The organism is Mycolicibacterium grossiae (assembly GCF_008329645.1).
Lineage (GTDB): Bacteria > Actinomycetota > Actinomycetes > Mycobacteriales > Mycobacteriaceae > Mycobacterium > Mycobacterium grossiae.
The window spans coordinates 3,496,479-3,518,493 of sequence record NZ_CP043474.1 but is presented as its reverse complement, the minus strand read 5'-3'; the positions used below and the strand labels follow the sequence as shown (position 1 = coordinate 3,518,493).

The following is a 22,015-nucleotide window of genomic DNA, read 5'->3' as shown; positions in this document are numbered from 1 at the left end:
TCACAGCCGATGCCCCTACCCTCGAGGGCATGACCGAGCACACCGGCGCACCGACCGAGACCGCGCCGCGAGGCGCCAACGCCCAGATCGTGGAGACGTTCCTCTACGCCCTGGCCGATCAGGACTTCACCGCCATCGACGCGCTGCTGGCCGACGACGTCGTCTACCAGAACGTGGGGCTGCCGACCATTCGCGGGCGCCGGCGGGTGGTGAAGCTGATGCGCGGGATGGAGGGCCGGATGGGCTTCGAGGTGGCGGTGCACCGCAACGTCGCCGAGGGATCGACGGTGCTCAACGAGCGCACCGACGCCATGGTGTTCGGACCGCTGCGGCTGCAGTTCTGGGTGTGCGGCGTCTTCGAGGTCACCGACGGCCGAATCACGTTGTGGCGCGACTACTTCGACTTCTTCGACATGCTGAAGGCCACGGCCCGCGGCCTGCTGGGCGCCGTGGTGCCCGCGCTGCGCCCGCGGATGTGAGCCCGCGGGCGGCCGCGGCTCACGCGCCGCGCAGGTGGCCCAGTTCGTCGAAGGCGTGCGCCCAGCCGGCGAGCCGGTCGGTCGCGTTGCCGAGTTCGCGGCGGTAGCGGTCGGCCGAGAGCGCCGAGGTGGACATCGAGCCGCTGTTGGCCGCCGAGACGAGTCGCGCTGCGGCGTCCACCATCTCGTCGTACTGGCGCACCCCGGTCTGCAGTTGGCCGGCGAACGCGCGGATGGTCGGGGTGAGGTGGGCGCGGGACTGCGGCGCCGAGCTGATCGCCCGCTCCATGGACACCACCTCGCGGGCGGTGGCGGCCATCGCGGCCGCGGTCTGGTGGGCGGCGGCGGTGACCTCGCGTAGCTCGTCGGCGGGCAGCATCCGGCCCCGCTCCATGACGCCGAGCAGGGAGACCAGGCCGCGCTCGGACGAGGCCAGCGCCGCCATCGGCTGACGCGCGGCCGACCCCCACGGCGGCAGCCGGTGCACGGACCGCTCCGGCGGCAGAGGCGCTGCGCGCAGCCAGCGGTAGCGCAGGAACGCCAGCGTGGCAAGGAACGCCGCCCCGACGGCGATCGGGCTGGGGATCAGCAACGCCCAGGCCGGCACGTCCCAGGACGCGAGCACCGCCGTCACCGCGATCCAGAACGCGGTGGCGAAGCCGAGGAACAGCGTGGCCCGCAGCGCCCACCGCCGCTTGCGCAGCGCCTTCGCGCGCGGGTCGGCGGCGGCGCCGAGCCGCTGGGCGAGTGCGTCGGACCACTCGGCGGCGGTGTCGACGCCGCGCTGTAGCAGCGTCGTCCACCGCGGATGCCGCGCCCGCGGATCAGGCGTCGGGAAGTTCGGCACTGTCGGCGGCCTCCTCGTCGTCACCGTGCGCTCACTGCGACAGCGGGTTCTCCGGCGTCGACGCCGGCGGGTTCGCGGCGGGAGTGGCCGGGTTGGCGGCCGGCCCGGACGTCAGCGAGTCGCCCCGCATGGACGCGCGGATCTGCTCGAGGCGCGAGTGGCCGGCCATCTGCACGCTGGCCTGCTGCACCTCCATCATCCGGCCCTGCACCGAGTTCTGGGCGAGTTCGGCGGCTCCCATGGCGTTGGCGTAGCGGCGCTCGATCTTCTCCCGCACCTCGTCGAGGCTCGGGGTGGTGCCCGGTGCGGAGATCTCGCTCATCGACTGCAGCGAGGCGCTCACCTGCTCCTGCATCTTGGCCTGCTCGAGCTGGCTGAGCAGCTTGCTGCGCTCGGCGATCTTCTGCTGCAGCACCATGGCGTTCTGCTCGACGGCCTTCTTGGCCTGGCCGGCGGCCTGCAGCGCCTGGTCGTGCAGCGTCTTGAGGTCCTCCACCGACTGCTCGGCGGTGACCAGCTGCGCGGCGAACGCCTCGGCGGCGTTGGTGTACTCGGTGGCCTTGGCGGCGTCACCGGCGGAGGTCGCCTGATCGGCGAGCGTCAGCGCCTGGCGGACGTTCACCTGCAGCTTCTCGATGTCGGCGAGCTGACGGTTCAGCCGCATCTCGAGCTGCCGCTGGTTGCCGATCACCTGTGCGGCCTGCTGGGTGAGCGCCTGGTGCTGTCGCTGGGCATCCTCGATCGCCTGCTGGATCTGCACCTTCGGATCGGCGTACTCGTCCACCTTGGAGCTGAACAGCGCCATCATGTACTTCCACGCCTTGACGAAGGGATTTGCCATCTCGGGTTCCGCCTTCTGCAGTGTTGTCGTGTCGATCGTGTCCGCAGGCCGGTGGCTGCGCTACCTGCCAACCTAATGGTTGCGCACAGGCGGCCACACCCCCGCGGACGATCCCGCGGAGAGGGCGGCGCGGACCGGTCAGGCGACGGCCATCGACACCTGGTGCGGGATGACGACCTTGGTGGTGACGTCGATGTTGGTCGTGGGCCGGCCCGGCGCGGCGCCATGCGTCAGTGCCTCGCGCTCCTGGGTCTGGAGCACGTCACCGGCGTCGGACAGCACCCGCGACAGCGGCACCTCGAGCGCCGTGCAGATCGCGCCGAGCAGCTCGCTCGAGGCCTCCTTGCGGCCGCGTTCCACCTCCGAGAGGTAGCCGAGGCTGACGCGTGCGTCGTCGGACACCTCGCGCAGGGTGCGCCCCTGGGCGGTCCTGGTCTGACGCAGCACGTCGCCGATCACTTCACGCAGCAATGCCGTCATCGGGGCTCCTTCGAGTGGGTCGGCAGCTTCTGACCGGTAGAACGCCGACCCGACCCGGTTTGGTTCCCGGCGGCGCGCACCGATCCCGGGCTCGGACCGCGCGGATCGCTGGCCGTGCGAACCGGTTCAGGCCGTGCGGACGTTGCGGACGGCCGACAGCAGGTAGTCGAGGCCGGTGAGCACCGTCAGCACCACCGCGGCCCACACGAGCACCCACGCCCCGGTCAGCCAAGCGCCCGACAGCGGCAGCACGAACAGGCCGATGGCCATCGCCTGCACGGTGGTCTTGAGCTTGCCGCCGCGGCTGGCCGGGATCACCCCGCGACGCAGGACTGCCAGGCGCAGCAGGGTGACGGCGACCTCGCGGACGAGGATCACCACGGTCACCCACCAGGGCAGGTCGCCGAGCAGGGACAGGCCGATCAGCGCTGCGCCGATCAGCGCCTTGTCGGCGATCGGATCGGCGAGCTTCCCGAACTCGGTCACCATGCCGTAGGCCCTGGCGATCTCGCCGTCCAGCCGGTCGGTGATGACCGCGGCCGCGAACACGACGAAAGCGACCACTCGCCAGAGGGTTTCGTGTCCGTCACCGGTGAACAGCGCGACGAGGAAGACCGGGACCAGGACGATGCGCAGCCCGGTCAGGAGGTTGGCGACGTTCACCACACTCACGCGCGGCGCCACTGGACTGCTCTCAGACGGGCCCGGCACCGCAACAGAATATCGGTTGCGTCTGCGGATACTCTGCCACCTGTGACCGAGGGCCCAGGGACCGCTGCCGCCGACGCCGTGGTGGTGCGTCGCGCCCGCACGTCGGACGTCCCCGCGATCAAGGCCCTCGTCGACATCTACGCCGGCAAGATCCTGCTCGAGAAGAATCTCGTCACCCTCTACGAGGCGGTCCAGGAGTTCTGGGTCGCCGAACTCGACGGCGAGGTCGTGGGCTGCGGGGCCCTGCACGTGCTGTGGTCCGATCTCGGCGAGGTGCGCACCGTCGCCGCCCACCCGCGGGTGCGCGGCCGCGGCGTCGGCCACGCGGTCGTGGACCGGCTGCTCGACGTCGCACGCGAGCTGCACCTGAAGCGGATCTTCGTCCTCACCTTCGAGACCGACTTCTTCGCTGGGCACGGTTTCGCCGAGATCGACGGCACCCCGGTGACCGCCGAGGTGTTCGAGGAGATGTGCCGGTCCTACGACATCGGCGTCGCGGAGTTCCTCGACCTCTCCTACGTCAAGCCCAACACCCTCGGCAACACCCGGATGCTGCTGCATCTCTAGGTCTAGAAGTCGGGTTCGTCGCCGGCATCCGCACCGGTGGCGTCGGCCCCGCCGCGGATCAGCGCCAGCGTGCCCGCCAGCTCGTCGGGCTTGACCAGCACCTCGCGGGCCTTGGACCCCTCCGACGGTCCCACGATGTTGCGGGTCTCCATGAGGTCCATCAGGCGCCCCGCCTTGGCGAAGCCGACGCGCAGCTTGCGCTGCAGCATCGACGTCGAACCGAACTGCGACGAGACGACCAGTTCGACGGCCTGCAGGAACACGTCCATGTCGTCGCCGATGTCGGGGTCGACGTCGGTGCGCTCGCCGGACGGCTTGGCCGCCGTCACGCCGTCGACGAACTCGGGCTGCGCCTGGGCCTTGGTGGCCTCGACGACGGCCTGGATCTCCTCGTCGCTGATGAAGGCGCCCTGCAGCCGGATGGGCTTGTTGGCGCCCATGGGCAGGAACAGTCCGTCGCCCATGCCGATCAGCTTCTCCGCGCCCGGCTGGTCCAGGATGACGCGGCTGTCGGTCAGTGACGACGTGGCGAACGCCAGCCGCGACGGCACGTTGGTCTTGATCAGGCCGGTGACGACGTCGACCGACGGGCGCTGCGTCGCCAGCACCAGGTGGATGCCGGCCGCGCGGGCCTTCTGCGTGATCCGCACGATGGCGTCCTCGACGTCGCGGGGCGCGGTCATCATCAGGTCGGCCAGCTCGTCGACGATGGCGAGGATGTAGGGATACGGCTTGTAGACCCGTTCGCTACCCAATGGCGTGGTGATCTCGCCGGAGCGCACCTTCTCGTTGAACACGTCGATGTGGCGCACCCGCGAGGCCTGCATGTCCTGGTAGCGCTGCTCCATCTCCTCGACCAACCAGGCCAGCGCGGCCGCGGCCTTCTTCGGCTGCGTGATGATCGGGGTGATGAGGTGCGGGATGCCCTCGTAGGGCGTCAGTTCGACCATCTTCGGGTCGATCAGCACCATCCGGACCTCGTCGGGGGTGGCGCGGGTGAGCAGCGACACCAGCATCGAGTTGACGAAGCTCGACTTGCCCGAACCGGTCGAGCCCGCCACCAGCAGGTGCGGCATCTTGGCGAGGTTGGCCGAGATCATCTCGCCCTCGATGTCCTTGCCGAGGCCGATGACGAGCGGGTGGTGATCGCTGCGCACCACGGGGTCGGTGAGCACGTCGGCAAGGCGCACCATCTCGCGGTCGGTATTGGGCACCTCGATGCCGACGGCCGACTTGCCGGGGATCGGGGCCAGCATGCGCACGCTCTCGGTGGCCACCGCGTAGGCGATGTTGCGGTGCAGCGCGGTGATCTTCTCGACCTTCACGCCGGGGCCGAGTTCCACCTCGTAGCGAGTCACGGTCGGGCCGCGGGTGCAGCCGGTGACGGCGGCGTCGACCTTGAACTGCTCCAGCACGGACGTGATGGCATCCGTCATGTGCTGATTGGCTGCGGTGAGGCGCTTCGGCGGCTCGCCGGCGATCAGCAGGTCGAGCGGCGGCAGGGAATACGGCCCCTCCACGACCCGGTCGAGCACCATCGTCTCCTTGGCGGCGCGCTTCGGAGCGTCCTCGTCGACCGGCGCCTTCGCGCGGCGGGCGGGGCGTGCCGGTTCCGGCGCGGGCGCCGGTTCGTCGGGCGGGTAGTTGTCGTACGGGGTGCCCGACGGCGCGGCGGTCCAGGCGGCCGGCTCGTTCTCGGCCGTCTCGGGCGCGACGGCGTCGTAGTACCCGTCGGAGAAGTCCTCGGGCGGCGGCGCGGCGGCGCGGCGGGACCTCGACCGCGACCGGGGGGCGGCCGGGGCGGTGACGTCGTCACCGTGCGTGTCGCCGTAGCCGTCGTCGTGGAGATCGTCGTCGCCGTAGTCCTCGTCGCCGTAGTCCTGACCGCGGTAACCCGTCGCGAACAGCTCGCGCAGGGTGGCGGGCACCTCCCGGATCGTGGTGCCGGTCATCAGCAGGACGCCGAACAGCACCGCCATCACGAGCAGGGGCGCGGCGATCCAGGCGGTGAGCCCGTCGGCAAGCGGGCCGCCGATGGCGAAGCCGAGGAAACCGGCCGCGTCGCGGCGCGCCACGGAATCAGCGGGAGCTCCCGCCCACAGGTGCCACAGTCCGAGCACGGGCAGGGCGATCATGACGGCGCCGAGCACCAGACGCGGCCGGGTCTCCGGACGCGGTTCGGTGCGCATGAGGACGACGGCGATCGTGGCGAGAACCAGGGGCACCAGCACGACGGCCGCACCGACGAGGGTGCGCACGGCCGTGTCGATCCAGCCGCCGACGGGACGGGCGGCGTCGAACCACGAACTGGCGGCGACGATCACCGCGAGGGCGAGCAGAGCGAGGGCGATGCCGTCGCGGCGGTGCCCGGGTTCGAGATCGCGTGCGCGCCCGATCGAGCGCGCCGTGCTACCCGCCCCGCGGGCGACCATCAGCCAGCCGGCGCGGGCACCGCGGCCCACGGCGGCGCCCGCCGAGCCCACGCCCGCACTCGCCGCGCTGCGCTTGGCCGGCTTGCGGCGCGGGGGCGCCGGCCGCTTCGGCCGGGCGCCACTGCGTGCGGCCGTGCCTGACCTGGTGTTTCGTGCGCCAGATCGGCTGACGGTCTTACTTGCCATGCCGTCCAGCCTAGTCCCAGGCATCCCAGAAACACCATCAGCCACACGGGTCACAGAATGGCAACCATCCGGTCAACGGAATGCGTCGCCACCGAAGACCATTGCGACCTGCGACGAGCCGAACGTGGCCAGCGTCACGGTTCGGTAACACGACGAAATCCGTGGCCGCGGTTACTCTCGGTGCGGTGACCGCCACGACGGAATCCCGAAATGTTAACCCGTTGTTACACAGCATCTTTCGCTACGACGTTCCCGCCTCGCTGGTCGTGTTCCTGGTGGCGCTGCCGCTGTCGATCGGCATCGCCGTCGCATCGGGTGCGCCCGTCGTCGCCGGGTTGATCGCCGCCATCGTCGGCGGCATCGTCTGCGCCCTGGTCGGTGGATCCCCGCTCCAGGTCAGCGGTCCCGCCGCGGGCCTGACCGTCGTGGTGGCCGAGCTGGTGGCCCAGTTCGGCTGGAAGGCGACGTGCGCCATCACCGCCGCCGCGGGTGTCCTGCAGATCCTGCTCGGACTCAGCCGCATCGCCCGCGCTGCGCTCGCCATCGCGCCCATCGTCGTGCACGCCATGCTGGCCGGCATCGGCATCACCATCGCACTGCAGCAGGTCCACGTCCTGCTCGGCGGCGGACCACGCAGTAATGCCTGGGAGAACCTGACCGCGCTGCCGGGCCAGCTCGCCTCCCCGTCGTGGTCGGAGGTGCTGATCGGCGGGCTGGTGATCGCCGTGATGCTGACGTGGCGATTCGCCCCGGCACGCCTGCGAGCGGTGCCCGCGGCTCTCATCGCCGTCGTCGTCGCGACGTCGGTCAGCTACCTGCCCGGCCTGAGCACCGACCGCATCGCGCTCGACGAGTCGGTGATCGACGCCATCGGGCTGCCGGACATGCCGCAGGGCAGTTGGTCGTCCATCGCGATCGCCGTGCTGACCGTCGCGCTGATTGCGAGCGTCGAGAGCCTGCTCTCGGCGACCGCCGTGGACAAGATGCACAGCGGTCCGCGCACCGACTTCAACCGCGAACTCGTCGGCCAGGGCACCGCGAACGTGTCGTCGGGGCTGCTCGGCGGGCTGCCGGTCACCGGCGTCATCGTCCGCAGCACCGCCAACGTCACTGCGGGCGCCCGGACCCGCGCCTCAGCGGCACTGCACGGCGTCTGGCTCCTGCTGTTCTCGGTCTTCGGGGTCGGCGTGGTGGAGATGATCCCCAACGCCGCGCTCGCCGGTCTGCTCATCGTCATCGGCGTCCAGTTGGTGAAGCTCGCGCACATCGACCTCGCGCGCCGCACGGGCGAACTGCTCATCTACGGCGTGACGCTCGCGGCCGTGGTGTTCCTCAACCTCCTCGAGGGCGTCCTCATCGGCCTGGTGCTCGCCATCGCGATCGCCGCCTGGCGCATCGTGCGCGTGTCGATCGTGGCCGAGGACCTGACCAGCCGGATCGGCGCGGCGGGGCCGCCGCGCTGGCACGTGGCGATCACCGGCTCCTGCAGCTTCCTCGCGCTGCCGCGGCTGACCGCGGCGCTGTCGGCGATCCCGGCCGGCGCCGAGGTGTTCATCGACCTCAACGTGGACTACCTCGACCATGCCGCCCTGGACACGCTCGAGGAGTGGATCAAGCAGCGCCGCGCCCACGGCGACCACGTCACGGTCACCGAAACCGGAACGGCGCGCATGGAATTCGCCCACGCCCGGCCGCCCGTGCGCGACACCGAGGGACGGCGGGTGGTCTCCGCCCTGCGACTCGTCCTGCCGCCGCAGTTCGCCGGCGGGGTCGACCGGTTCACCAACGGTCTCGCGCCACTGCTTCGCGAGCGTCTGAAAACCGAGGGCGCACATCACGACCCGCACACGATGCTGGTGACGTGTGCCGATGCCCGGATCCTGCCCAATCTGATCACCGACAGCGCGCCGGGCGAACTCCTCAACGTGCGCAACGTGGGCAACCTAGTCGGTGCGGACCTCTCGGTCGAGTCCGCGTTGAGCTACGCCGTCGACCGACTGTCGGTGCGGACCATCGCGATCTGCGGACACTCCGAGTGCGACGCGATGCACGATCTCGCGCACGGCTCGGCGGATGGCTCGATGGGGCGCTGGCTGGAGCACGGCGCCGAGAGCCTGCGCGCGTTCCGCGACGACCACCCCGTGGCCCGCGCGGCCGCCGCGGCGGGCTTCACCGGCGCCGACCAGCTCAGCGTCGTCAACGTCGCCACCCAGGTCGCCGCGGTGCAGCGGCATCCGCTGGTGGCTGAGCGCGTGGCCGCGGGGTCGGTGACCGTGGTCGGCATGTTCCTCGACCTGCGCACCGCGCGCCTCTACCTCGTCGGCGACGAGGAGATCACCGAGGTCGACCAGCACGCTGCCGCCGTGGACGTGGTTCGTGAGGTATCCAGCTGACCTGCACGCCGACTCGGTAAGGTGTGCGCCGAATCACTCAACGTAGAGGAGACCGCATGCCCATCGTCGTCGTCGCCACCATGACCGCCAAACCGGAATCCGTCGACACGGTGCGGGATGCGTGCACGAAGGCCATCGAAGCGGTGCACGACGAGCCCGGGTGCGAGCTGTACGCCCTGCACGAGGCCAACGGCACGTTCGTGTTCGTCGAGCAGTGGGCCGACGAGGAGGCGCTGAAGACGCACAGCACCGCCCCGGCCATCGGGGCGCTGTTCGGCGCGGTCGGCGAACACCTCGACGGCGCGCCGGACATCAAGATGCTCTCCCCCGTCGTCGCCGGTGACCCGGCCAAGGGTCGGCTGCGGGGCTAACCCGTGACCGACGGGCGGGACGCTCCTCGGCGGGGCTGTCTGGCGGGCAAGGTCGCGTTCATCACCGGGGCGGCCCGCGGCCAGGGCCGCGCGCACGCGGTGAAGCTGGCCTCGGAGGGCGCCGACGTGATCGCCGTCGATCTGTGCGAGCAGATCGCGTCGGTCCCCTATCCGTTGGCGACCCGCGACGACCTCGGCGCCACGGTGAAGCTGGTCGAGGACACCGGGGCGCGAATCGTGGCCACCCAAGCCGACGTTCGCGACCGTGCGGCACTCAAGACCGCGTTGCGTGACGGCGTGGAGCGGCTCGGCGGGCGGCTGGACATCGTGGTGGCCAACGCCGGGATCGCCCCGATGGACGGTCAGGACGCCTGGGGTGACGTTCTCGACGTCAACCTGACCGGGGTGTACCACACCGTCGACGTCGCGATGCGGCCGATGATCAAGGCGGGCAACGGCGGATCGATCGTGCTGACCAGTTCGGTGGCCGGCCTGGTGGGGCTGGCGTCCCCGGTGGCGGGCTCGGTGGCCTACGCGGCGGCCAAGCACGGCATCGTCGGCCTGATGCGCGTGTACGCGAATCACCTGGCGTCGTTCAGCATCCGGGTCAACTCGATCCATCCGGCGGGGGTGGACACTCCGATGATCGACAACGACTTCACCCGCAGCTGGCTCGAGGGCATGGCCCAGCAGCAGGTCGGCGGCCCGAGCATGACGAACGCCCTTCCGGTGCAGACGCTCGACGCCGAGGACGTGGCGAACGCGGTGCTGTGGCTGGTCTCCGACGCCGCCCGCTACGTCACCGGCGTGACGCTGCCCCTCGACGCCGGCTACGTGAACAAGCGCTGATCTCTCAGCCGATGACGGCTAGGACCCGCGGACCAGCTCGAGTGCGGCGTCGTACACGGCGTCCTCGGAGAGCAGCACGTGCAGGGCCGCATCGCCGAGTGGAATGAAGCCGTCGTGGCTCGCCGCCCGCGTCATCGCGCCGGTGTACCCGTGGTCGATCAGCGCACTGAGCACGCCCTCGCTGACGCCGCCACTGCGCCGCGTCTCGTCGACCACCAGGACCCGTCCGGTCGCCGCAGCCTCGGCCAGCACGTCGTCGACCGGAAGCGGTGCGAGCCAGCGGAGGTCGACGACCCGGGTGCCGATGCCGAGGTCGGCGAGCCGGCGGGTGACCCGCAGGCTCATCGGGACGCCGTTGCCGAACGTCAGGATCGTCAGGTCGCGCCCGTCGCCGTAGGTGCGCGCCCGCCCGAGCGGCGTCACGGCGCCGGTATCGACGGCCAGCCACCCGTCGTCGCCGTCGGCGTACAGATCCTTGGTGTGGTACAGCGCGATCGGTTCGAGGAACACGCACACCACACCGGCCGACCGGGCGGCGATGACGCAGGCCCGCAGCATCGCCGCGGCGTCGTCGGCGCGCGAGGGCGAGGCGATCACCAGGCCGGGGATGTCCCGGATGGCGGTGATCGAGTTGTCGTTGTGGAAGTGCCCGCCGAACCCCTTCTGGTAGCCGTAGCCCGCGATGCGCACCACCATGGGGTTGCGGTACTGCCGGTTGGAGAAGAACTGCAGGGTCGCGCCCTCGCCGCGGATCTGGTCGGCAGCGTTGTGCAGGTAGGCGAGGTACTGGATCTCGGGGATCGGCAGCAGACCCGACACCGCACCACCGAGCGCCAGCCCGAGGATCGACTGCTCGTCGAGCAGCGTGTCGAACACACGGGCCCGGCCGAAGGTGGCCTGCAGCCCCCGCGTGACGCCGTACACGCCGCCCTTGCGACCGACGTCCTCACCGAAGACGACGGTGCCGGGCACGTCGGTCAGCACGTCGCGTAGCGCACCATTCACCGCCTGCGCCAACGTGATCGGCGATCCGGTGCCGCGCTCGACCGCCGGCGCCGCCGTGCTGGCCGCCACCGCGTCGTCGAGTGCGTCCCGCAGCGGAGCCAGGACGGCGCGGGCGCTGTCCAGCTGCGGCAACTCGGCCACCTCGGCCGCCATCGCGAGGACCTCGTCGCGGGTGGCCTCGTAGGCGTCGAGGACGTCGCGTGGCGTCCGCACCCCGGCGGCGATCAGGAGTCGTGCGGTGCCCAGCAACGGGTCGCGGGCGTAGTCGGTGGTGATCTCGTCCGGCGTGCGGTAGGCGGGCTCGAAGTCCGAACCGGCGTGACCCATCAGCCGCACGGTGCGCAGGTGCAGGAACGCCGGGCGCCGCCGGGTGCGCACGTAGGCGGCCGCCCGCTCGGCGGTGGCGAGGACGTCGGTCGGGTCTGCGCCGTCGGCGGCGAAGTAGGCGAGGTCGGGCCGGTCGCCGTAGGTGCGCGCGATCCATCCCCGTGGAGTGGGGACGCTGATGCCAATGCCGTTGTCCTCGCAGACGAACAGCAACGGCATGGGGACGCCCTGGTAGGCGGTGTGCATCGCGGCGTTGAGCGCGCCGACCGCCGTGGAGTGGTTGGCCGAGGCGTCGCCGAAGCTGCACACCGCCAGCGCGTCGTCGGGCCACGGACTGCGGGCGCCGAGCTTGCGGGCCCGCGCGATGCTGAAGGCCACGCCGAGCGCGCGGGGCAGGTGCGAGGCGATCGTCGACGTCTGCGGGATCACGGTGAGGTCATGGCGGCCGAAGACCTTGTGCCTGCCGCCCGAGATCGGCTCCGCGGTGGCCGCGACGAGGCCCAGCAGCACGTCGCGCAGCGGATCGCCACCGTCGACCTGACGCGCCCGCGCCAGGTAGAAGCCGCCCGAACGGTAGTGCAGCAGCGCGGGATCGGTGGGCCGCAGCGCCGCCGCCACCGCGGCATTGCTCTCGTGGCCAGCCGATCCGATGGTGTAGAAGCCCGCGCCGCGTGACCGCAGCCAGCGCGCCGCCAGGTCGAGGTGCCTGCTGCCCAGCTGGGCCTCGAACACCTCGAGGACGCGCTGCGCCGAAATACCCTGCAAGACGGCAGGATTGGTGGCAGCCGGGGCATCCATTCCGGCGACGGTCGCGGTGAAGTACTCGTCGATCTGTTCGGCCACTGTCGCGAGCCTCCTCAGCGGAATGCGGCGGTTCCGGTGAGCGCCTGCCCGATCACCAGAGTATGCATCTCGCTGGTGCCCTCGTAGGTGAGCACCGACTCGAGGTTGTTGGCGTGCCGCATGACCGGGTACTCGCCGGTGATCCCACTGGCGCCCAGGATGGTGCGGGCGGTGCGGGCGATGCCGATGGCCTCGCGCACGTTGTTGAGCTTGCCGAGACTGACCTGCTCGGGCCGCAGCCCGTCGGCGTCCTTGGCGCGGCCGAGGTGCAACGCCAGCAGCAGCGCCTTGCCGTACTCGAGCGTCATGTCGGCCAGCTTCTGCTGCGTCAGCTGGAAACCGCCGATGGGACGGTCGAACTGGGTGCGTGACCGAGCGTAGGCGAGCGCGGTCTCGAGGCAGTCCCGGGCGGCGCCGACCGCGCCGAACACGATGCCGAACCGCGCCTCGTTGAGGCAGGACAGCGGCGCCCGCAGACTGGTGGCGCCCGGAAGCCGGGCACTGTCGGGCAGACGCACGTCGTCGAGGACGAGTTCGCTGGTGACCGAGGCGCGCAGCGACATCTTCGACGTGATGGCATGCGCGGCGAAGCCGGGGGTGTCGGTGGGTACCGCGAAGCCGCGGATCCCCTCGTCGGTCCGCGCCCACACGATCGCCACGTCGGCGACCGAGCCGTTGGTGATCCACATCTTGGCCCCGTTGAGGATCCAGTCGTCCCCGGATCGCGTGGCTCGCGTGCGCATGCCCGCCGGATCCGAACCGAAGTCGGGTTCGGTGAGACCGAAGCAGCCGATCGCACGGCCTGCCGACATCTGCGGCAGCCACTGCTCCTTCTGCTCCTCGCTGCCGAAGGCGTGCAGCGCGAACATCGCCAGCGATCCCTGCACGCTGACCAGCGACCGGATGCCCGAGTCGCCCGCCTCCAGTTCCAGGCAGGCCAGCCCGTAGGCCACCGCGGAGGTACCCGCGCAGCCGTACCCCCGAAGGTGCATGCCCAGCAGACCGAGGCTGCCGAGTTCGACGGCCAGGTCACGGGCGGGCAGCTCGCCGGCCTCGTACCAGCCGGCGATCTCGGGGGCGATGCGGCTCCTCACCAGAGCCCGTACGGTGTCGCGGATCTGGCGCTCCTCCTCGTCGAGGAGGCCGTCGACCCGTAGCAGGACGTCGGGCGTCGTGGGGCCGACCTTGGGGCTTGGCGTCTTCGGGGCGCTGATGGCGGTGGACACGATGGCTCCTCGGGTGGTGGGGACGTGGGTCAGCAGCAGCCGCTGGCGTGCACCGGGACCGGCGCCGGCCGCGGGGGTTCCGGCCGCGGGGTGGCGCCGCGCCAGGTGACCGCGCGGCTCGGTGGCGGGGTCTGCTCGCTGCGCGTGGCGACCAGGGGCTCGCCGTCGACGAGCACCGTGGCGATGCCGGGAAGGTCGCCGAGGGCGAAGGACTCCAGGGCGTCGGTGGCCGTCGACCCCGTGATCGGCCCGAGGACCAGGAGGTCGGCGGGCATGCCCTCGGCGATGACGCCGGTGCGCAATCCGTGCGCCTTGGCCGTCTGTCCGGTCGCCGCCGCCACGGCCGACACCGGGTCGACCCCGCAGACCGACGCGAGGAAGCAGACGTTGCGCAGCATGCCGCGCGGGATCACCCCCGTGCCGCCCGGGGTGTCGGTTCCGAGTGTCAGCCGGTCGAGCCGACCGCGGCGGGTGAGTTCGTCGACCACGACCGTGGTGGCGCGGTAGTTGTTGGAGCTGCACACCTCGACGTAGGTGTCGGGCAGATCGGCGATGATCGCGACGATGTCGGCGTCGGGTGGCGGGATGGGTCCACCGGAGATGTGGCCGACGACGTCGGGCACCACGGCCTTGACGACGTCGGCGCCGGCGACCCGACTCGACCCCGACCGCGACACGCCTCCGGAATGCAGCTTGACGGTCATGCCGCGTTCGTGGGCCCACCGCACGTAGCGCTGAGCCTCCCCGTCGCCCAGGCGATTCCAGTCGTAGAAGATGAACTTGAGCTGGTCGATGCCCTCGCGGTGGGCGCGGTCGAAGTGCTCCTCGGTCATCCCCGGCACCAGCAGCACGGTGCCGGCGTCGACCTTCACCCCGGAGGGCCGCATGCGGCCGGTGGTGTGCTTGCTGGTGATCGCGATGCTGAGGACGAGTTCCGGCGTCAGCGCGTCGAAGGCGAGCCCGGGGATGTGCAGCTCCCCCGCCGAGACCATCGACGTCGTTCCGCCGTGCAGGTAGTTGTGGATCCACCCGACGGCGTCCTGCGCGGGCGTCCACTCGCCGAACGTGGGGTGCACGTGCCCGTCGACCAGGCCCGGCATGACGGTGAGACCGCCGGCCGAGAGGACGCGGTCGGCCGGGGCGTGCCCGCCGATGCCGGCGATCACCCCGTCCTCGATCAGCAGCGTGGTGTCGCGGACCGGCGTGATGGTCCGGTCGCCGTGCACCAGGAGGCCGATGTCCTTCACGAGCAGCGTCGCCACTACACCCTCCTCCGTTGCATTTCGTATACAGTATCCGACGCAAAGGATTCCCGGTAGTCGACCGCCGAGCGGCGAAAGATGCTCCGCCACAGAGCCGGAACCCCGAACACGACGAGCAGCACCACGATTGCGCCGCCGAGGTTCATGGCGAGCCGGATGCCGCCCTCGTACCACGGGAAGAGGTGCGGGTACTCGCTGACCACCAGGAGCACCGGCGGGCCGGTGACGGCCCACCACGTGTAGTTGACCGGCCGCAGCGCCATGGCGAGGGTGAACAGCGCCACGGCCAGTGCGGCGACGACGACCAGGGCCGGGCGTGCGCCCAGGACCGCGGCGGCGATCACCGCGCCCAGGGTATTGCCCAAGAGGCGTTGCGCCAGGCGCACTCCGGTGTCGGCGGCGACCGGTTGCACGGTGAGCAGCACGCTGGTGATCAGCCAGTGCCCGCCCACCAGACCATCCGGCAGCAGGTGCGCGGCCAGGACGGCGCACGCGACGGTGCTGCCGACGGTGACGGCGTGCCGACCCGTGCGTCCCGGTGCGCTTGCCGTCGCGGTGCCCTCGTGCGACGAGGCGCCCCGCAGGCGGTCGCACGCGTACCACGCCGCCCAGCAGACGGCGGCCACCGCGACGCCGCCGACGTAGGGCAGGACCGCGGCCAGAGGGGCTCCCCCCGCGGGGGCGTCGACGGCGACGAGGACCACGGCCAGCCCCAGCGTGGGACCGACGCGGCGCAACAGCGCGCCCGTCACGGCCGCGAGTACGGTGACCGCCGCCAGCGCCACCGGCTGCGCCGCCGCGGCGATGGCCACCAACGCACCGGTCAGCACGGCGGATCCCCGGATCGCCAGGATCGCGACGCCCGGTCGCCACGCCGTGGGCAGGGCGGGAACGGCGGCGAGTACCAGACCCAGCGCGACCGCCGAACCGAGCGCGCCACGGCCGGCGGCCGCGGACGCGACCAGCACGGCACCGAGCCCGGCGGCCAACCACGCCGCCATCGACCACCTGCTGCTGCCGACCGGGCGGAGCAGGTCGGCGACACGCCGCCACACCGGGCGGATGCGCGCCTCAGCTGTCGGCACTGTCCGCGCTGTCCGGGGGCTTCGCGGCGTCGAGCACCGCCGCTACGATGCCCTGGTATCCGGTGCAGCGACAAATGTTGCCGGACAACGTCTCTCGCACCGAATCGGCGGTCAGCGGCTTCTCGGCATCGGGATCGCGCAGCAGTTCGACCGCGGTCACCAGGAAGCCGGGCGTGCAGAAGCCGCACTGCAGCCCGCCGCGCGCGGAGAACGCGCGGCGCAGCCGGGCGGTTTCCTCGAACTGGTCGAGACCCTCGACCGTGTCGACGATCGTGCCGTCGATTTGGACCGCGAGCATCAGGCAGGCCCGTGACGACCGGCCGTCGACGAACACCGTGCAGGCGCCGGAGACACCGTGTTCGCACCCGAGGTGCGTTCCGGTGAGCCCCAGGTCGTCACGCAGGAAATCGGCCAGTGTCCGCCGCGGCGGCACCGACCGCCGCACCAGACGGCCGTTGACGGTCACCGAGATCGGCACGTTCGTCTCAGCGGTCATCGGCGTCCTCCCTCCCAGTGGCCCTGCGGGTGGCGTCGGCCAGCGCCTCGGCGAGTGCGTCGGCGCACAGTGCGCGCGCGTACTCGGCGTCGTCGGCGGCGGGTTCGGTGCCCTCGGCCCATCCCCGGGCGAGGTCGCGCCACAGTCGCTCCGACGGGAGTTCGCCCACCACCTGCTCTCCGGTGAACGCCAGCGGCCGGTCGGCCACGCTCATGGCCGCCGCCCGCACCGCGCGGATCCGTCCGTCGGCGCCCAGGGTCACCAGGCAGCCGGCGCCGGCCAGCCCGTAATCGCCGTGCTGGCGCGCATATTCGACGAAACCCCAGCCCTGATCGGCGCGGATTGCGGGCACCGAGATCCACGTGACCATCTCGTCGGCCTCGAGCGCACTCGTGTAGAACGAGACGAACATGTCCTCGGCGGCGATTCGGCGCCGGCCGGTGCGCGCCGACTCGACGTGGAAGGTGGCGCCGAGAACCAGTGTGGCGAGCGGCATCTCCGCCGCGGGATCGGCGTGGGCCACCGAACCGCCGATCGTGCCGCGATTGCGGATGCCGACGTGACCGATGTAGCGCGCGGCGTCGGCGAGCAGCGGTGCCCGCGCGGCGATCAGCGGGTCGGTCTCCACGGTGCGGTGCGTGACCATCGCCCCGAGTACCAGGTCGTCGGTGTCGTCGAAGATCCGGCCGAGTTCGGCGAGCCGGCCCAGATCGACGACGGCCGACGGTCGCGCCAGCCGCAGGTTCATCAGCGTCAGCAGCGACTGCCCGCCCGCGAGGAGCTTCGCGTCCGGGTCCTCGGCGAGGACGGTCAACGCCTCGGTGACCGAGTCGGGGCGGTGGTAGGCGAACGGTGCAGGCTTCACGATGCGGCCCGCAGCCGACGACAGAGGTCGCCGGTATCGATGGGGGTGGTGCGGACGTGGCAGCCGGCGCCGAGCGCGTCGTCGACCGCGGCGGCAACGGCCGCATACACCGCGATGGTGCCGCTCTCCCCCGCCCCGCGCACCCCGATGGGGTTCACCGGGGTGTCCACGTGGTGGTGATCGACGACCACGTCGGGCACGTCGGTGGTCAGCGGCAGGTGATAGGCGGCGAACGTGGTCGACGTCGGTTCGCCGGACGGCGAGTAGCGCCACGCCTCGAACAGCGCGCCACCGATGCCCTGGGCGACGCCGCCGATGATCTGCCCCTCGACGATCCGCGGATTGATCTCGCGGCCGCCCTCGTGGGACACCGCGTAGCGCAGGACCTTCACGATGCCGGTGCGCCGGTGCACGCCCAGGATCACCGCGTGCACCCCCATCGTCCACGTCACGGTGTCCACGCAGAACACCGTCGAGACGTCCACCGCGGCTCCGTGTCGGGTGGTCGCGGCGATCTCGTCCCACCCGGTGGATCGGGCTCCCGCGGTGAAGCGCCCGGCCCCGTACTCCACGACGTCGGCGTCCGGATCGAGGCCCAGCACTTCGGCGGCACGCCGGCGTGCCAGGTCGACCAGTTCGCCGCACGCCTGGTGCACCGCGGAGCCGGCGAGGATCGCCGAGCGGCTGGCGAACGTGCCGACGCCGTCTGCCAGCCGGTCGGTGTCGGCGGGCAGGTAGCGCACCCTCTCGAGGGGCACGGCCAGCGCGTCGGCGGCGACCTGGGCGAAGACCGTTTCGTGGCCCTGTCCCGCGGAGGCGGCGCCGGCGGTGACCTCGACGGTGCCGGTGGGCAGCAACCGAACCCGGGCCGTCTCGTGCGGTCCCCGTCCGGTGGCTTCCAGGTACGCCGCCACCCCGTAGCCGATCCGGTAGTCGGGATGGCTGCTCGCACAGGCGGTGACGTCGGCGGGCGGCAACGCCTGGCTCACCGAGTCGAGGCACGCGGCGTAGTCGCCGCCGTCGTAGGAGATGGGCACGCCGTCGCGGTACGGGATGGGCCGAGGGTAGGGCAGGTCGTCGGCCGTCAGCAGGTTGCGGCGCCGGATCTCGGTGCCGGACAGGCCGAGTGCGGATGCCGCGGCATCGAGGCTGCGTTCCAACGCGAACGTCGCCTCCGGGCGCCCGGCGCCGCGGTACTGCGCCACCAGGGTCTTGTTGGTCAGCGCCGCCCGTCCCCGCACGTGCATGGCGGGGATGCGGTAGGGGCCCATGAGGTGGACCGCGGTGTTGGCGACGATGCCGGCCACCCACAGGCTGCCGGCGCCGATGTCGACGACGAAGTCGTCCGCCCATGCGGTGATCCTGCCCCGCGCATCGACCGCGAGCCGCGCGTGGTGCACCTGGTCCCTGCCCTGCGCGCTGGCCACCAGGTGCTCCTGGCGGTCCTCGACCCAGATCACCCGCAGCCCGGTGCGGCGGGCGAGCACCGCGAGGACGACCTCCTCGCCGTACACGTTGGCCTTGGTGCCGAAGCCGCCGCCGACGTCGGGCACGGCGACCTTGACGTCCTCGCGGGTCCACCCCGTCACCGCGCAGATGGCGTTGCGCACCATGTGCGGGACCTGGGTCGAGGTGAGCACCTCGACGCGGCGGCGACCGGTGTCGAACGTCGCGAGCACGCCGCGGCATTCCAGCGGTACGGCGCCGTGGCGCTCCATCCGGTAGGTGTCCGCCACCACGACGGCGGCGGCCGCCACCGCGGCGTCGGGGTCACCGAACGAGTACTCGAGGGACGCGGCTTCGTTGCCGTGCAGGTGAGGAAAGACCACGGGGCTCGCCGGGTCGAGCGCGGATTGCGCGTCGACGACCGGCGGGATGGGGTCGTAGCCGATCTCGACGGCTTCGGCGGCATCCTCGGCGAGGTAGCGGTCGTCGGCGACGACGGCGAGGATGGGCTGCCCGACGTAGTGGACGCGCTCGGTCGCGAGGATCGGCAACCGCTGCTCGACCAGTCGCAGCGAGGTGGCGGCGCTGAAGTCCGGATCCGGCGTCGTGAGGGCCGGGAACGCCACGCCCGTCAACCCGAGGTCGGCCGCGGTGTACACGCCGTACACGCCCGGCATGGCGGCGGCCGCCGTCGTGTCGATGCCGGTGATGTGCGCCGCGGCCTCCGTGGACCGGACGAACACGACGTGCCGTGCGCCTGCGGCGTGGTCGGCGAGGAAGCCGGCGCGGCCGCCGAGCAGACGCTCGTCCTCGCGGCGCCCCACCGAGGAGCCGATGAAGCCTCCGGTGGTGTCGCTCAATGGATTCGCTTCTCCCACTGCCACAGTGCGATCGAGATGCCGAAGGAGATGGTGATGAGCAGCATGATGGTCGCGACCATCGACGGGTAGTCGCCGTGGCTGTAGGCCTGCAGCACCACCCGGCCCAGTCCGCGCCGGGTCGCGAAGAACTCCGAGAGCACGACGCCGACCACGGCGAGGCTGACCGCGAGCCGAATGCCGGTGAGCAGTGGACGGCGGATGGCGGGGAAGATGACGTGGACCAGCGTCTGCCAGGCATTCGCACGCACCGAGCGGGCCAGCTTCCAGTAGACGCGCGGAATCTCCTGCACGCCGGTCGACACGTTGACGAGCACCGGGAACAGCGCGAACAGCACGCCCATGACCACCTTCGATCCGGACAGGCTGAAGATGGGTAGCAGCACCGGGTAGAGCACGATCTTCGGGATGCCGTTGACGATGATGAGCAGCGGCTCGAAGAGCATCCGCAACCGGGCCGACAGGCCCAGCAGCAGACCCGTGCCCCCGCCCACCGCGGTGCCGATCACGAACGCCAGCAACACCGACTGCGCGGTCACCCGCAGGTCGAACAGGTACGTCGGATCCGACAGGTTGGCGAACAGCACGGTGATCGTCTGAACCGGCGACGGGATCACGAACGTCAGGCCGGACATCACCTCCCACGCGATGACGACCAGCACGGCGAGCAGCGCGGCCCCGACGAACTGGTTGGCCAGCAGCGCCCGGACCGAGAAGCGGTGCGGCGGCGCGGCGGCGGTCTCGGCGGTGGGTGGCGGCACGGTGGCGGTCACGCGTTCCTACCCTTCAGCAGTACCCGCTCGACGGCGGCGAGGGCGATGGTGAGGACGCACGACAGCAGTAGCACCACCACGATGTAGGCGAACATCTGCGTGTTGTCGAAGATCTCGTAGAGGTAGCGGATGCGGTACCCCAATCCGGCCTGTGCCGTGGTGAACTCCATCGCGATGGTGCCGATGAGGGCGTACACGACGGCCAGCCGCAGGCCCGCCACGATGTAGGGCCCGGCGGCCGGGATGGCGATCGCGAACAGCGTCTGGCGCGGCGACGCGCGCAGCGACCGTGCGAGTTTCAGGTAGACCGGCGGCATCTGATTGAGCCCGACGGCGGTGTTCAGTGCCATCGGAATCGCGGCCATGATCGTGGCGAGGATGATCACCGACATTGCGTTGATGCCGACGAGCACGATCATCACGGGGTAGAAGAGCACGAGCGGGACGGCATAGAACGACACCAGATAGGGCTCGAACACCCGGCCGAGCAGGGGCACCTTCCAGAACAGCAGTCCGGCAACGAATCCCAGGAGGCAGCCGAAGACGATCGAGACGGCCACCTCGACACCGGTGCGTTGCGCGTCGAGCCAGAACTGCGGCTCGCCGAGCAGGCGTCCGAGTGCGCCGAACACCACCGACGGGGCGGGTAGGACGTGGTCGTTCCACCAGCCGGCGCGCGATCCGATCTCGGCGAGGACCGTGAAGGCCGCGATGAGACCGACCGTGGCCAGGACGCTCCACACCAGTGTGGGGACGCCGCGCCGGCGGCCGGTGCCCGAGGACGGGCCGTCGGCGGCGGGCACGGGTTCGGCGGGCAGGTCGTCGGTGGCCACGAAGGACGTCGAGGAGGCGGTCACGTGGTCGCCGCCTCCGTGCCGGCCTCCTGCTGCTGGAAGCCGCGCATCGACTCGGCCTGCAGCGAACCCCAGATCCGGTTGTGCAATTCGTTGAAGCGCGGTGTGGACACCACCGAGGCGTCACGCTCGCCGGGCAGGTCGATGTCGACGACGTCGATGATCGTGCCCGGCCGGTAGGACATCACCCACACCTGCTGGGACAGCAGGATCGCCTCCGAGATGTCGTGCGTGACGAACATGATGGTCTGCTTGGTGCGGGCCCAGATCTGGCGGACCTCCGCACCGAGGAACAGCCGGGTCTGCTGGTCGAGGGCGGCGAACGGCTCGTCCATCAACACCACTTCCGGTTGCACCGCGAGGGTGCGTGCCAGCGCGACGCGCTGACGCATGCCGCCGGACAACTGCGACGGGTAGGACTTCTCGAAGCCGGCGAGGCCGACGAGTTCGATGGCGTCGCCGGCCCGTTGGCGACGGGTCGCCTTCGGCGTACCGATCATCTCCATCGCGAACGCGACGTTCTCCTCGACCGTGCGCCACGGCAGTGTGGAGTCCTCCTGGAACACGACGCCGATCTTGGGATCCGGTCCGGTGACGGGCCGCCCGCCGACGCTGACCGTGCCGGTGGTCGCCTTCTGCAGTCCCGACACCACTGCCAGGAGCGTCGACTTGCCGCAGCCGCTGGGCCCGACGATCGAGACGAAGCTCGAGTGCGGGATGGTCTGGTCGATGCCGGTGACGGCGGTGACCGTGCGGGCGGGCGTGTCGAACACGACCGAAACGCCGCTCATCTCGATGC

The 22,015-nt window shown here is 71.2% G+C and carries 20 protein-coding genes; 5 read left to right on the top strand and 15 right to left on the bottom strand.

The features are described 5' to 3' along the window. Nucleotides 1-29: 29 nt before the first annotated feature. On the top strand, nucleotides 30-479 hold the full coding sequence (locus tag FZ046_RS16945) for a limonene-1,2-epoxide hydrolase family protein (RefSeq protein ID WP_070353246.1): 450 nt from the start codon (nucleotides 30-32) through the stop codon (nucleotides 477-479). Between the two features lie 19 nt (nucleotides 480-498). Here the strand turns inward: FZ046_RS16945 and pspM are convergent, their stop codons facing one another. The 4 genes from pspM to pgsA all read right to left on the bottom strand — a co-directional run bounded on the left by pspM (nucleotide 499) and on the right by pgsA (nucleotide 3,358). After that, nucleotides 499-1,326: a phage shock envelope stress response protein PspM gene (gene pspM / locus FZ046_RS16940; protein ID WP_070353247.1), complete on the bottom strand. Its 828-nt coding sequence runs from the start codon at nucleotides 1,324-1,326 to the stop codon at nucleotides 499-501. A gap of 31 nt (nucleotides 1,327-1,357) precedes the next feature. Next, nucleotides 1,358-2,167, bottom strand: coding sequence for a phage shock protein PspA (pspA, locus tag FZ046_RS16935; RefSeq protein WP_070353248.1), 810 nt, complete (start codon nucleotides 2,165-2,167; stop codon nucleotides 1,358-1,360). A gap of 138 nt (nucleotides 2,168-2,305) precedes the next feature. Beyond that, on the bottom strand, nucleotides 2,306-2,647 hold the full coding sequence (gene clgR / locus FZ046_RS16930; protein WP_070353249.1) for a transcriptional regulator ClgR: 342 nt from the start codon (nucleotides 2,645-2,647) through the stop codon (nucleotides 2,306-2,308). A 126-nt stretch (nucleotides 2,648-2,773) separates the two neighbouring features. Beyond that, nucleotides 2,774-3,358, bottom strand: a complete 585-nt coding sequence (gene pgsA, locus FZ046_RS16925) for a CDP-diacylglycerol--glycerol-3-phosphate 3-phosphatidyltransferase (RefSeq protein ID WP_070353250.1) — start codon at nucleotides 3,356-3,358, stop codon at nucleotides 2,774-2,776. A gap of 84 nt (nucleotides 3,359-3,442) precedes the next feature. Between pgsA and FZ046_RS16920 the strand changes: the two genes are divergently transcribed. Continuing rightward, nucleotides 3,443-3,925, top strand: coding sequence for an amino-acid N-acetyltransferase (locus tag FZ046_RS16920; protein WP_070353308.1), 483 nt, complete (start codon nucleotides 3,443-3,445; stop codon nucleotides 3,923-3,925). 2 nt (nucleotides 3,926-3,927) lie between these two features. On the opposite strand, the gene FZ046_RS16915 is transcribed toward FZ046_RS16920, so the two are convergent. Further along, nucleotides 3,928-6,543 carry an FtsK/SpoIIIE family DNA translocase gene (locus tag FZ046_RS16915; protein ID WP_176749564.1) on the bottom strand — a complete coding sequence of 872 codons (2,616 nt, stop codon included), beginning with the start codon at nucleotides 6,541-6,543 and terminating at the stop codon, nucleotides 3,928-3,930. A gap of 185 nt (nucleotides 6,544-6,728) precedes the next feature. Between FZ046_RS16915 and FZ046_RS16910 the strand changes: the two genes are divergently transcribed. Genes FZ046_RS16910 through FZ046_RS16900 form a run of 3 tightly spaced genes read left to right on the top strand, consistent with a single transcriptional unit; the run spans nucleotide 6,729 to nucleotide 10,156 of the window. Further along, the gene (locus FZ046_RS16910) at nucleotides 6,729-8,936 is read left to right on the top strand and encodes a SulP family inorganic anion transporter (RefSeq protein WP_246182805.1); all 2,208 of its coding nucleotides are present in this window, start codon (nucleotides 6,729-6,731) and stop codon (nucleotides 8,934-8,936) included. A gap of 56 nt (nucleotides 8,937-8,992) precedes the next feature. Next, nucleotides 8,993-9,307, top strand: coding sequence for a putative quinol monooxygenase (locus tag FZ046_RS16905; RefSeq protein WP_070353253.1), 315 nt, complete (start codon nucleotides 8,993-8,995; stop codon nucleotides 9,305-9,307). Nucleotides 9,308-9,310: 3 nt separating this feature from the next. Beyond that, nucleotides 9,311-10,156, top strand: a complete 846-nt coding sequence (locus tag FZ046_RS16900; protein ID WP_070353254.1) for a mycofactocin-coupled SDR family oxidoreductase — start codon at nucleotides 9,311-9,313, stop codon at nucleotides 10,154-10,156. An 18-nt stretch (nucleotides 10,157-10,174) separates the two neighbouring features. On the opposite strand, the gene FZ046_RS16895 is transcribed toward FZ046_RS16900, so the two are convergent. The 10 genes from FZ046_RS16895 to FZ046_RS16850 all read right to left on the bottom strand — a co-directional run bounded on the left by FZ046_RS16895 (nucleotide 10,175) and on the right by FZ046_RS16850 (nucleotide 22,007). Beyond that, complete coding sequence (locus FZ046_RS16895; protein ID WP_099045913.1) at nucleotides 10,175-12,331, bottom strand: thiamine pyrophosphate-dependent enzyme; 2,157 nt, start codon at nucleotides 12,329-12,331, stop codon at nucleotides 10,175-10,177. 14 nt (nucleotides 12,332-12,345) lie between these two features. Beyond that, on the bottom strand, nucleotides 12,346-13,491 hold the full coding sequence (locus tag FZ046_RS16890) for an acyl-CoA dehydrogenase family protein (RefSeq protein WP_407664481.1): 1,146 nt from the start codon (nucleotides 13,489-13,491) through the stop codon (nucleotides 12,346-12,348). A gap of 95 nt (nucleotides 13,492-13,586) precedes the next feature. Beyond that, nucleotides 13,587-14,819 (bottom strand): amidohydrolase family protein, encoded by a 1,233-nt coding sequence (locus FZ046_RS16885; RefSeq protein ID WP_070353255.1) that lies wholly within the window; start codon nucleotides 14,817-14,819, stop codon nucleotides 13,587-13,589. Then, a complete protein-coding gene (locus FZ046_RS16880; protein ID WP_070353256.1) occupies nucleotides 14,819-15,904 on the bottom strand; it encodes an FUSC family protein in 1,086 nt (361 codons plus the stop codon). The genes FZ046_RS16885 and FZ046_RS16880 overlap by 1 nt, the downstream gene beginning before the upstream one ends. Beyond that, nucleotides 15,891-16,400, bottom strand: a complete 510-nt coding sequence (locus FZ046_RS16875) for a (2Fe-2S)-binding protein (RefSeq protein WP_070353257.1) — start codon at nucleotides 16,398-16,400, stop codon at nucleotides 15,891-15,893. The genes FZ046_RS16880 and FZ046_RS16875 overlap by 14 nt, the downstream gene beginning before the upstream one ends. Beyond that, on the bottom strand, nucleotides 16,390-17,265 hold the full coding sequence (locus tag FZ046_RS16870) for an FAD binding domain-containing protein (RefSeq protein ID WP_070353258.1): 876 nt from the start codon (nucleotides 17,263-17,265) through the stop codon (nucleotides 16,390-16,392). The genes FZ046_RS16875 and FZ046_RS16870 overlap by 11 nt, the downstream gene beginning before the upstream one ends. Continuing rightward, a complete protein-coding gene (locus tag FZ046_RS16865) occupies nucleotides 17,262-19,571 on the bottom strand; it encodes a xanthine dehydrogenase family protein molybdopterin-binding subunit (protein ID WP_246182804.1) in 2,310 nt (769 codons plus the stop codon). Before FZ046_RS16865 ends, FZ046_RS16870 begins: the two co-directional genes overlap by 4 nt. Further along, entirely contained in the window at nucleotides 19,568-20,362 is a 795-nt protein-coding gene (locus FZ046_RS16860) for an ABC transporter permease (protein ID WP_070353259.1), read from the bottom strand. The genes FZ046_RS16865 and FZ046_RS16860 overlap by 4 nt, the downstream gene beginning before the upstream one ends. Continuing rightward, nucleotides 20,359-21,219: an ABC transporter permease gene (locus tag FZ046_RS16855; RefSeq protein WP_070353260.1), complete on the bottom strand. Its 861-nt coding sequence runs from the start codon at nucleotides 21,217-21,219 to the stop codon at nucleotides 20,359-20,361. The genes FZ046_RS16860 and FZ046_RS16855 overlap by 4 nt, the downstream gene beginning before the upstream one ends. Then, on the bottom strand, nucleotides 21,216-22,007 hold the full coding sequence (locus FZ046_RS16850; protein WP_211372245.1) for an ABC transporter ATP-binding protein: 792 nt from the start codon (nucleotides 22,005-22,007) through the stop codon (nucleotides 21,216-21,218). Before FZ046_RS16850 ends, FZ046_RS16855 begins: the two co-directional genes overlap by 4 nt. Nucleotides 22,008-22,015 lie beyond the last annotated feature (8 nt).